Origin of the sequence: Brucella thiophenivorans (genome assembly GCF_002252445.1) — a bacterium.
Taxonomy (GTDB): Bacteria; Pseudomonadota; Alphaproteobacteria; order Rhizobiales; family Rhizobiaceae; genus Brucella; species Brucella thiophenivorans.
The window spans coordinates 111,783-123,248 of record NZ_NNRJ01000049.1 but is presented as its reverse complement, the minus strand read 5'-3'; the positions used below and the strand labels follow the sequence as shown (position 1 = coordinate 123,248).

Sequence of the window (11,466 nt, the reverse complement as noted above, 5' to 3'; positions counted from 1 at the left end):
ATCCGCAAAAATAAGAACTTTTCTTTCAACAGGCAATATGGTGGATTTTAACATAATTTCAACCACTCAAAACCGCTGATTCCAATTTTTGCGACAATGAAATGACAAATATGACGATGAAGTATCATTTTGGGATCGACGGTGGCGGCAGCGGATGCCGTGCAATCCTTGCAGATGAGAGCGGCAAGGTACTCGGAGGAGCCATATCTGGACCCGCCAATATTGGTGCGGATACGGAAAACGCTATTCTTCATATATATGAGGCAGCAGAGCGCGCGCTCAAAAGTGCCGGTTTGACGTCTTCTATATATGTGGCAACCAATGCGGTGCTTGGGCTGGCTGGAGCTAACTCACTTGCCAGCCACGCCACGCTCTATAAACGACTGCCTTTTGCTGAGAGCAGAATCGTTTCCGACACACTCACCGCTTTGCAGGGAGCAATGGGGGATGGCGATGCTGCCATTGTTATATTGGGTACTGGTTCAGCCTTTGTCAGACGGAGCGGAGATGCCGTGCAAATCATCGGAGGACGCGGTTTTATGCTTAGCGATCATGCGGGCGGAGCGCGACTCGGACGCGATCTGCTAGAACAAACCTTGCTCGCCGTTGATAGGTTTGCGGAACAATCAGGCTTGTCGAACGCCCTTATGGAGAGGTTTGACGATGATCCGCGCAACATCACCGCATTTTCCCGCACGGCGAATGCTGCCGACTATGCAGCTTTCGCGCCAATGATTTTTGATTTTCACAAAAGAAACGACCCGCTTGCGTTACGCATTCTCACGGAAGCGTGTGACATGATCCGCAAGGGATTGGAAAAGATAGGAATCGGAGAGCTCAAACGCTTCAGCGTGACAGGTGGGCTTGCTGCATCTTATAGAGCGCTGCCATTCTTTCCTTATAGAGAGTTTTATACGGAGCCGTGCGGCGATAGTCTGCAAGGTGCGCTCGCGCTCGCCATGAAAGGTTCACACGGCTGATACATGCGACGTGAAGGTAACTTGCTCACACCTTTCTAACGCCCTAACTCTTATATACTCAATCGGGTATGCGATTGAATGATCCGCAGGATAGTCAAACAGAGGTCGCATGCTAACCAAAAAAGGCAAATACGGCCTGAAAGCCATGGTGCATCTTGCCGGTGTATCGGGTGGGCAACTGGTTTCAGCGAGCGAAATCGCCGAAAAGCACCATATTCCGCGGAAATTTCTCGATAATATTTTTACAGAACTGCGCAATGCGGGCTTCGTATTGAGTCGAAAAGGCAAAGGCGGTGGCTTTTGTCTCGCGCGACCAGCCAATGAAATACATATCGGCAATATTATTCGTGCGCTTGATGGCGCGCTTGCACCCATCGCCTGCGCCAGCAAGACCGATTATCAGCCTTGCGACGATTGCGATGAGACAGAATGTGAAGTGCGCCACATGATGCTGGAGGTACGCGAAGCAATTGCCAATGTGCTTGATCACCGCACACTTGCCGACAGCATGACGTCTGAAATATAGCGCATCCCGAAAAGTATGAAACGGTTTTCGGATAAGATGCGCGTTAAAACAATTGGCTAGATCGCCGATCTGATTCAATCAGATCGGCGATCTAGCCGCGCTGTCGGCTGAATAATGTCAGGCTGCAACTGACCAGCTTGGGAAAGGGTCTACAAGCTTTTGCCAATTTTGCGGCGTGAATTGCTGTTCCGGCACAAGGCAGTGATCGAGTTCGGCAGTGATCTTTGCCTGATCCATTGGGTTTACGCCGATAAAGACAATCTCCTGCCTGCGATCGCCCCATTCGGCATCGAGATAAGGCTGCATCGCCTGATGCCATTCCGGCTCTGCCGGCCAATAGCTGCGCGGAACTGCAGACCACCAGCGGCCGCGTTTGTTCGTGCGCACCAGCACACCTGCCTGACTAAGCTCACCCACATAATCAGGACGCGTTGCCAGCCAGAAAAATCCCTTTGCACGGACCACGCCCGGCCAGCTTCGGTCAATAAAACTTTGAAAGCTAGTGGGATTGAAAGGACGCCGGGCGCGATAAACAAAGGAATGCACGCCATATTCCTCGGTTTCCGGCACATGATCATGGAAGCCGTGAAGTTCTTTATACCAGAGCGGATGTTCGTGGGCGCGATTGAAATCAAAGAGCTTTGTGTCGAGTATGGAATCAAGAGCGATCTGCCCGAAGTCGACTTCTTCAATGCGGGCATCAGGATTGAGCGAGCGGATAACCTTGCGTGCAAGGTCGCGCTCTTGTGCCGTGGCCGTCGAAATCTTGTTGAGCACCACAACATCGGCAAATTCGATCTGCTCAACCAGAAGATCGACCAGCGTGCGTTCGTCTTCATCCCCTAACGACTCACCCCGGTCGCGCAGAAAGTCGCTTGAAGAATAGTCCTGGAGAAGATTGGCCGCATCGACAACGGTAACCATAGTGTCCAGCCGAGCCAGATCAGACAGACTTTCGCCCTTCTCATCGCGAAATTCGAATGTTGCAGCAACGGGCAGCGGCTCCGAAATTCCGGTTGATTCAATCAGCAGATAATCAAAGCGATCCTGCGATGCCAGTTGTGCCACTTCTTTCAAAAGATCGTCGCGTAACGTGCAGCAGATGCAGCCATTGGTCATTTCAACGAGCTGTTCCTCGGTTCGGGATAGGTCGGCCCCACCCTCGCGCACAAGGGCCGCATCGATATTGATTTCGCTCATATCGTTGACGATCACCGCAACCCTGCGATTTTCACGATTGTTGAGCACGTGATTGAGGAGCGTAGTTTTGCCCGCTCCAAGGAAGCCGGAAAGGACGGTTACTGGAAGCCTTTTCATGATGTCTCCGCTGTTGATTATTAATGTTATATCATTACATTCGAGAATTTAAAAAGAGGCGGCAAAGCCACCTTATCGAGAATAGGAACATGTCGCGTGACCGGCAGAGTGTTTCTGGTCCAAATGCGAAACAGCTTTGCGTAAGATAAATGCCAGTATCAGCGCCTCAGTCATAATGACGACAGGTGCCGAAATCGGTGCGCCGGACTGTCAAAACTGACAGCCCGGCACTCAGAACTGATCACCTCTGGAGTGGGGTCCAGAGTGCACGCGATCAGCGCTACTTCGACAAACAATCCTTCAGCGAACCGGCCAGATTGCGGATGAGCTGCGGATAAAGATCCGGGCCGTTTTTCAATTCTGCACCGAGCGGATCAAGCACGCCGGTTTTGGCCTCGGTGCCGTCGATAACTGTATTCACCAGCTTCGGCTCGAACTGCGGCTCGGAGAAGACGCAGACAGCGCCCAGCGATTTGATTTTCTCGTGAATGTCTTTGATGCGCGCAGCACCTGGCGCTTTTTCCGGACTGACAGTGATCGAGCCTGCGGCCTTCACACCAAAACGGTTTTCGAAATATTGATAGGCATCATGGAAAACGATGAAAGGCTTTTCCTTCACCGGCTGAAGCTCTGTATCGATGTCCTTGGTCAGCGCATCAAGTTTCTCAGCGTAGGCCGTGGCATTCTTCTCATATTGAGCCGCATGTTCCGGGTCGCTTGCGCTTAAAGTCTTTGCGATGTCGCCAACCAGCACCTTGCCATTCTGTGGGTCCAGCCAGAAATGCAGATCAAACTCGCCGTGCTCATGATGATGATCATGTTTTTCTGCAGACTCATTTCCGTGGTCGTGGCCATCATGCGAACCAGCTTCTGCACCATGATCATGCCCGTCTTCACCATGCTTGGCATGATCATGGCTGCTGTGATCATGACCATCGTGGTCGTGCCCTTCATGTCCGTGGTCATGTGCTTCGAAAGGGCCACCCTCACGGAATTTCAGCTTCGTCAGACCTTCGGCGTCGCCAAGAGCCACTACCTTGGCACCATCGCCAAGTGTGTCGATCGACTTATCTAGAAAAGTTTCCATCGAAGGACCGGCCCAAAAAATGACCTTCGCATTTTCAATAGCCTTTGCATCGGATGGTTTGAGACTGTATGCGTGCTCTGATCCCGCGCCCTGCACGATTAATGTAGGCTCGCCAACGCCTTGCATGACGGCTGCAACCAGCGAATGCAACGGTTTGATTGAAACCACAACGCCAGTTCGATCAGTAGCAGAAGCGGCATTGCCCAAAACAGCCATAAATGCGGAAGCCAACAGCAGGGATCGGAAGTGTTTCATGGGATCTCTCTTGAATGTCAGATTGAAGCGAACAACATATATGGATGATATGTTATTTTATTACATCATTTGCGTTATGCTATAACGTCTGCAATAAGAAGACACAACCTCTTTTTGGAGAATTGTTCACAGCGCAAAAGCACAAGACGCAAACGAACCCGAATCGGCATATGTTTCAGGCATGTTGAGATAAGGATTTCGGGAGCGCCGCTGATGAATAAAGCGACGAAGCTCTCACAAAGGCAGCGAAAGCTCATTTTATATGGCTCAGAAGACCGCCCTCCCCGCACATGCAAAGCGGGAACCGCTTATAGAATTGAAAAATGCCGGCGTTTATCGCGACGGACGCTGGCTTGTGCGCAATGTCGATTTAACCATTCATCGCGGTGAAATCGTCACGCTTATCGGTCCAAACGGTGCGGGTAAGAGCACGACTGCAAAAATGGCACTGCATATTCTCAAGCCCGATGAAGGCGAAATCCGACATCTCAAAGGTCTGCGAATCGGTTATGTGCCGCAGAAGATCAATATCGACCGGACCATGCCGCTTTCCGTCGAGCGTTTGATGACGCTGACGGGCCCCCTTTCCAAAACTGACATTCTGCGTGCGCTCGACGCAGTCGGGATCACTCATCTCATCAAGGCAGAGATCACCAATTTATCGGGCGGTGAATTTCAGCGCGCTTTGATGGCACGTGCGCTGGCACGCAAGCCCGACATTATGGTTCTCGATGAGCCGGTACAGGGCGTGGATTTTTCAGGCGAAGCAGCTTTGTATGAACTGATCGCCAAATTGCGCGATGATACCGGCTGCGGCGTGCTGCTGATTTCCCATGATCTTCATCTGGTGATGGCGGCAACGGATCGCGTTATTTGCCTCAACGGTCATGTCTGCTGTAGCGGAAGCCCGCGTGATGTCACCGCAAGCCCGGAATATGTGCGGCTGTTTGGAAGTCGCGCCGTCGGCCCCTTGGCCGTTTACGAGCACCACCATGACCACACGCATTTGCCTGACGGACGCGTGATGCATGCCGATGGTACGGTGACAAATCATTGCCACGCGGAAGACGGTCATCACCACGACGATGAACATCATAACCATGAGGGAGGCAGGCCCCATGCTTGACGATTTCTTCACCCGCGCACTCATTGCCGGTGTCGGACTTGCACTGACGACCGGCCCGCTCGGCTGTTTCATCGTATGGCGCCGCATGGCTTATTTCGGCGATACCATGGCGCACTCCGCAATTTTGGGTGTGGCTTTGGCGCTGATCCTCGACATTAATCTGATGATCGGCGTTTTTGCGGTGGCCGTTGCAATTTCAGCAATTCTTCTGATGCTTCAGAAAAAGCATTCGCTTTCAGCCGATTCGCTTTTGGGCATTCTATCACATGCAACCTTGTCATTGGGGCTGGTGATCGTCGCCTTCATGACATGGGTGCGCGTTGATCTGTTGTCTTTCCTGTTTGGCGATCTGCTCGCGGTTTCGCGCCTCGACATTGCGTTTATCTATGGCGGCGGCGTTCTGGTGCTGGCATTGCTGGCATGGTTATGGCGTCCATTGCTCGCCGCAACAGTCAGCGAAGATATTGCGCGCGCCGAAGGGTTGAACCCTGCTTTGTCGCGGATCATCTTCATGCTTTTGCTGGCAATCGTCATTGCCATCTCCATGAAAATCGTTGGCATACTTCTGATCACGTCGTTGCTGATCATTCCTGCTGCCACCGCACGCAGATTTGCTACAACGCCGGAGCAAATGGCCATCATAGCGTCTCTCATCGGCGCATTTGGTGTGATCGGTGGACTTTACGGTTCAGTAGAATTCGACACGCCTTCCGGCCCATCTATCGTCGTTGCCACACTGGCTATTTTCATTTTAAGCCTCCTGCCATTAAATAGGAGAGAGGCTTCACCGAAACGGACCGCTGGACAATGAGCAATCATCACGACCATCATCATGCATCCCATGACCTGACCCGCAATCAAACGCTCGTTTTCGATGTGTTGTCGAAGGCCGAAGGACCGCTCAGTGCCTATACGATCCTCGATCAACTCCGAGATGACGGTTTTCGTGCTCCCTTGCAGGTCTATCGCGCGCTGGAAAAGCTGCTTGATTACGGGATGGTGCACCGCCTTGAAAGCCTCAACGCCTTTGTTGCCTGCGCACATCCGCAATGTCACGAGCACGGATTGATTGCTTTTGCCATTTGCGAGAAATGCGGTCAGGTGACGGAATTCTCTGATGGTGCAATCGAAAATCTTGTCAGCGCATGGAGCGTGCAAAGCGGGTTCAAATCACGCAAAACGACACTGGAACTGCGCGGCCTCTGCGAAAAATGCGGTCACCATTAGAGCATTCCGATATTCATTGAAGCGCGGGAAATACTGTATCCAACTGTCTTTACGCGTATCTCGTCCCGAAAGCCCATTCCCACATTTCAGGATGCACTCTAACACTATTTATAAAACAAAAAAAACGGCGGGCATTGCCCGCCGTTTCTTTGTTGATCTGCGTAAAGCCGCATCACATGAAGAGATGCTGCACATCTGGCATATCGATGATACCGAGTGAGAGAGCAGTCGCAACTGCCGATGTCCTATTCGAGCAGTTCAGCTTGATTTTTGCGTTTTGCAGATAGGTTACAACGGTCCAACGCGCAATGCTGAGAATTTCGCCAATTTCACCATCTGTTTTTCCACTCGCAGCCCAGCGCAGACAATCAACTTCACGTGGGGTGAGTAGGCCAGTGGCGGAGTTCGCGTCCTTACAACCGCATAATGCATCGTGTATGATGCCGGAAAGACTTAGAAGACGTGGCCGCATGCGCGCAATGAACTGTTCATGGTCTTCATCTGTCACATCGAAGCTGAACAGCGTACAACCGGCTACGCCTTTTTGATTGCGCGCTGAAACACCGATGTGAAGATTGCCAATCCCATGTTTTTCCGCATCCTGCACAAGCTCTAGGACTGCTGGACATTCTTTTGCGTCATCGGCCAGATTTCTCACAACACCGCTCGCATCACTGCGGAAATACGGCGCGTCTTCCTGAAAAATCGGATCAATGACAAAGTAGTTTTTCGCAGAATAACGTGTTGCCCAGTTTGAAGGAACGGTCATGACAACGGTCTGGTCATCAGATCCGAATTTTGTCATGTCTCCCAAACGTCCCTTGAAGGTATGCATGATATGACGACAGCCGATTTCGTCGCGAATACGTTGAAACAGCGAAAGCACATCGCTCTGAAAAGAAAGGCCGAAAAACGTCTTCTTGAAGTTGGGGAAATGGATCAAATCTAAAGTCATTGATTAATATCCTTAGCGTTTAAATTTTTTTAGAACTCTTATTGAAAGCTGAACATCTCTCTTGAGAATCGACGCTCCAGGTGCCTTAATTGGCTATAAGTCACATAAAAAATACGTCTTAAATCAACTCGCAACTTTTTTATTGCAAAGTTTCGCTCGCACGAAAAAGGTTGTGAAATGTGACTAATGTATCAAAAAATCAAATTTGCATAAAAAATAACGGAATTGTGATCAAGCAAGAAATCGAGTGTTTCATTTCTAAACATTTTGCGAATGTTTGCCAAAAGCTTTGAAGAAAAATTCGACAGCTGATTCTACATTTTTCCTGATTGCATCCGCCGATGGCGGCTCAGCCAGCGCACCGAAAAGACGCGGACGATACATGCCCGCCAGAAAAAGATCAGTAAGCTGGTAGGCCTTCTCCATAACGTCAAATGGTTCAAGCTCACCTGCCTTGATCATCCGATCCATATAGTCAGCCATGACAATCAAGGTGCGCTTGGGTCCGCGTTCATAAAACCGTGCCGCGAGTTCGGGCTTACGTTCACTAACGCCAATGATAATCCGCTGCGCACGCACAGCCGTCGACGACGTAATGAGTGTAACCAGCGCAACGCCGAACTCGACAAGCTCTTGACGCGATGAGAACCCACGATCCAGCGTGTCCAGCAGCTTGCTGAACAGTGTCTGCCGATAATGTTCGCAGAGCTCTACGAAAAGATCTTCTTTGGAGTTGAAATAGACGTAGATGGTGCCCTTTGAAACGCCAGCCTCACGCGTAATGTCATTCATGCTGGCGGCATCAAAACCCATGCGCAAAAAGACATTCTGAGCACCCTCAAGAATTTGTCGGCGTTTGATCGGGTCTTGTCCAGCCGCAAGTCGCGTCCGCGCCCCATCAGACTCGTCGAGGAGCAGGTCTGCTGCATCGCTTTCTAAGACGACATCAGCAGCATCTTCTATGCAGCGTTCACGATTCATTGTACAAACTCATGATTTTTTTCGAACCAAGCGGTTCGATCACTCTTGATATGGGTGACTTATTGCCCTAAGTCAACATCGAACCAAGCGGTTCGTTGAAGCGGTTGTATAGAAAGTTATCCTCATGTCCGCCTCCAAGTCTGTTGATACGGCTGATATTCGCCAATTTCCGAAGCCTTCTGTTTCGGACGAGCAGAGCAAGGTCCATGCAGACCCGCTTAGTGAGCAACCAGCGCCACACACCAAGCCGCAAACTGCTGTGCCCCCCGCGAAAAAAACAGAGGGCGACAGTAAGAAAGGTTTCGGAAAACGCGTTTTGCTGCCGGGTATTCTGATTGTCGCCTTAGCAGGCGGACTCTGGTATGGCTATGATTGGTGGACGGTTGGCCGCTTTATGGTCTCTACCGATGACGCCTATGTACAAGGCGACATCGCATCGATCGCGCCGAAAGTCACCGGCTACATCGAAAATATTCCTGTTTCGGCGAACGAGCATATCAAAGCGGGCGATGTCATCTTCCAGCTTGATTCTGGTGATTATCAAATCGCACTGGACGAGGCTGAAGCAAAACTCACCACTCAGCAGCAGACACTGAACCGCATTACCGCCCAGATCGAAGCATCAAAGGCTACTCTTGAGCAGGCAAAAGCGGATGAGCAGGCATCACAGGCCGTGTTGAAGAACGCCGAAAGCACGATGGTGCGTATTCAGAAGCTGCACGATACGCGCTTTTCCGCCCAATCTGAACTCGACAACGCGCAGTCCTCGCTCGATCAGGCGAAAGCAAAGCTTGCTGGTTCAAATGCACAGATCGCTTCGGCAAATGCCAATATTGAAGTGCTGAACGCGCAGTACAAGGAAGCAGAGAGCGGCATTCGTTCACTGGAGCTTGCCCGTGACAAAGCGGGCCGCGATCTTGCTTTCACCAGTCTACGCGCGCCATTTGATGGCGTTGTCGGCAATCTTTCCGGCAAGAAAGGCGATCTCGTCTCTGCTGGCCAGAAGATTGCAGCGCTTGTTCCGGTAAATGCGCTCTATATTGATGCCAACTTCAAAGAAACGCAGCTCGGCCACATCAAAACTGGCGAGACCGCACGTATTTATGTGGACGCCATCGACGGCCCATATTTTGAGGGCAAGGTCACTTCTGTTGCGCCTGCATCCGGTGCGGTGTTTTCCTTATTGCCCCCCGAAAATGCCACCGGTAACTTTACCAAGATTGTGCAGCGCGTTCCCGTTCGCATCACCATCCCTCAGGAAGTGCTTGATTCCGGGAAAATTCGCGCAGGTCTGAGTGTAACCGTCGAGGTAGATACGCGCACGGCGCCCGACGGCGATGCTGGCTAATATTAAATACTAGCTCTTTCTTTATGCTGCGACACGGCTGAAAAATTCCGTGTCGCCTTTCCATTTCGGAGTGCGCCTTTATGGCCGCAGACACCACAATGGGCCAAATGGCCCCGGCAGAAGACCGCATTGATCCTAAGAAGGCATTTGCCTTTCTGGCGATGGTGTTCGGTATGTTCATGGCGATTCTGGACATCCAGATCGTCTCCGCATCGCTGGCCGAAATTCAGGCAGGTCTTAGCGCCAGTTCCGATGAAATCTCTTGGGTTCAGACATCTTATCTGATTGCGGAAGTCATCATGATTCCGCTTTCCGGCTTTCTCGGACGCCTTGTTTCAACGCGCGTTCTGTTCACCGTTTCCGCTGCTGGCTTTACACTGGCCTCCATGCTTTGCGCGACAGCCACTAATATTGATCAGATGATCGTCTACCGCGCTATTCAGGGCTTTATCGGCGGCGGTATGATTCCCAGCGTGTTTGCAGCCGCGTTCACGATTTTCCCACCCTCAAAACGTTCCATCGTGTCCCCGATCATCGGCTTAGTGGCAACACTTGCGCCAACCATCGGACCGACAGTCGGCGGCTATCTGAGCCATGCTTTCTCCTGGCACTGGCTGTTTCTCGTTAATGTCGGCCCTGGCATTCTGGTGACGATTGCCGCATGGAACCTCATTGATTTCGACGAAGGCGACAGCTCGCTTCTAAGCAAATTCGACTGGTGGGGTCTGGCGGGGATGGCCGCATTCCTCGGTTCTATGGAATATGTGCTGGAAGAGGGGCCTCGCAATGACTGGCTTCAGGATGACGCGATCTTCATTCTGACCGGGGTCATGACGATTGGCGGCATTGTTTTCTTCTATCGGGCCTTTACAGCCGAAGAACCGATTGTGGATTTGCGCGCCTTCAAAAACGTGAACTTCGCCTTCGGCTCCCTGTTCTCATTCGTGATGGGCGTCGGTCTTTATGGCCTTACCTATCTCTATCCGCTCTATCTTAGTCGCATCCGTGGCTATGATGCGCTGATGATCGGTGAAGCGCTGTTTGTCAGCGGCCTTGCCATGTTCTTCACAGCACCGCTTGCGGGTTTCCTTTCCAACCGCATGGACCCGCGTCTCATGATGATGATCGGTTTCCTTGGCTTTGCGGCAGGCACCTGGATGGTGACAGGCTTAACTGCGGACTGGGACTTCTACGAACTTCTGTTGCCGCAGATTTTGCGCGGCTGTTCGCTGATGCTCTGCATGGTACCGATCAACAACCTCGCCCTTGGTACATTGCCGCCTGCCCTAATGAAAAATGCATCCGGTCTGTTCAACCTTACGCGAAATCTAGGTGGGGCTGTTGGTCTGGCTGTCATCAACACGATCCTGACGCGCCGAGGCGACATGCATTATGATAGGCTCGCAGAACATGTCCGCTGGGGCAATGCGGAAGCCGAGCAAATGCTCGCCAATCTCACTGCAAAATACAATGCAGCCGGCATGGATGGCGCAACCATCGCGATCTCCAAAATGTCGGGCATGGTTCGCCAGCAGGCAACGCTCATGTCTTTCATCGATGTGTTCTTCATCCTGACGATGATGTTCTGCTCGCTTGCGGTCTGTTCGATCCTGCTGCGCAAACCAAAAGCGGGTGCCGGAGGTGGCGGCGGCCACTAAACTTTT

General features: G+C 51.6%; 11 protein-coding genes. 7 read left to right on the top strand and 4 right to left on the bottom strand.

Going from position 1 to position 11,466, the window contains the following annotated elements; all coding sequences use genetic code 11:
- Window positions 1–101: 101 nt before the first annotated feature.
- Entirely contained in the window at window positions 102–980 is an 879-nt protein-coding gene (locus tag CEV31_RS13935; RefSeq protein WP_094507665.1) for a BadF/BadG/BcrA/BcrD ATPase family protein, read from the top strand.
- Between the two features lie 109 nt (window positions 981–1,089).
- Complete coding sequence (locus CEV31_RS13930; RefSeq protein WP_094507664.1) at window positions 1,090–1,506, top strand: RrF2 family transcriptional regulator; 417 nt, start codon at window positions 1,090–1,092, stop codon at window positions 1,504–1,506.
- 117 nt (window positions 1,507–1,623) lie between these two features.
- Here the strand turns inward: CEV31_RS13930 and zigA are convergent, their stop codons facing one another.
- Together zigA and CEV31_RS13920 are read right to left on the bottom strand one after the other, a co-directional pair.
- Entirely contained in the window at window positions 1,624–2,826 is a 1,203-nt protein-coding gene (gene zigA, locus CEV31_RS13925; protein ID WP_094507663.1) for a zinc metallochaperone GTPase ZigA, read from the bottom strand.
- Window positions 2,827–3,103: 277 nt separating this feature from the next.
- On the bottom strand, window positions 3,104–4,165 hold the full coding sequence (locus CEV31_RS13920) for a zinc ABC transporter substrate-binding protein (RefSeq protein WP_094507662.1): 1,062 nt from the start codon (window positions 4,163–4,165) through the stop codon (window positions 3,104–3,106).
- 262 nt (window positions 4,166–4,427) lie between these two features.
- On the opposite strand from CEV31_RS13920, the gene CEV31_RS13915 reads away from it, so the two are divergent.
- Genes CEV31_RS13915 through CEV31_RS13905 form a run of 3 tightly spaced genes read left to right on the top strand, consistent with a single transcriptional unit; the run spans window position 4,428 to window position 6,518 of the window.
- The gene (locus tag CEV31_RS13915; RefSeq protein WP_094507661.1) at window positions 4,428–5,291 is read left to right on the top strand and encodes an ATP-binding cassette domain-containing protein; all 864 of its coding nucleotides are present in this window, start codon (window positions 4,428–4,430) and stop codon (window positions 5,289–5,291) included.
- Complete coding sequence (gene znuB / locus CEV31_RS13910) at window positions 5,284–6,102, top strand: zinc ABC transporter permease subunit ZnuB (RefSeq protein ID WP_094507660.1); 819 nt, start codon at window positions 5,284–5,286, stop codon at window positions 6,100–6,102. Before CEV31_RS13915 ends, znuB begins: the two co-directional genes overlap by 8 nt.
- The gene (locus tag CEV31_RS13905) at window positions 6,099–6,518 is read left to right on the top strand and encodes a Fur family transcriptional regulator (protein ID WP_094507659.1); all 420 of its coding nucleotides are present in this window, start codon (window positions 6,099–6,101) and stop codon (window positions 6,516–6,518) included. Before znuB ends, CEV31_RS13905 begins: the two co-directional genes overlap by 4 nt.
- Before the next feature lie 172 nt (window positions 6,519–6,690).
- Here the strand turns inward: CEV31_RS13905 and CEV31_RS13900 are convergent, their stop codons facing one another.
- Both CEV31_RS13900 and CEV31_RS13895 read right to left on the bottom strand, forming a co-directional pair.
- Entirely contained in the window at window positions 6,691–7,473 is a 783-nt protein-coding gene (locus tag CEV31_RS13900) for a helix-turn-helix transcriptional regulator (RefSeq protein ID WP_094507658.1), read from the bottom strand.
- Between the two features lie 258 nt (window positions 7,474–7,731).
- A complete protein-coding gene (locus tag CEV31_RS13895; protein WP_094507657.1) occupies window positions 7,732–8,454 on the bottom strand; it encodes a TetR/AcrR family transcriptional regulator in 723 nt (240 codons plus the stop codon).
- Window positions 8,455–8,578: 124 nt separating this feature from the next.
- On the opposite strand from CEV31_RS13895, the gene CEV31_RS13890 reads away from it, so the two are divergent.
- Together CEV31_RS13890 and CEV31_RS13885 are read left to right on the top strand one after the other, a co-directional pair.
- On the top strand, window positions 8,579–9,802 hold the full coding sequence (locus CEV31_RS13890; protein WP_094507656.1) for an HlyD family secretion protein: 1,224 nt from the start codon (window positions 8,579–8,581) through the stop codon (window positions 9,800–9,802).
- 80 nt (window positions 9,803–9,882) lie between these two features.
- Window positions 9,883–11,460, top strand: a complete 1,578-nt coding sequence (locus CEV31_RS13885; RefSeq protein ID WP_094507655.1) for a DHA2 family efflux MFS transporter permease subunit — start codon at window positions 9,883–9,885, stop codon at window positions 11,458–11,460.
- Window positions 11,461–11,466 lie beyond the last annotated feature (6 nt).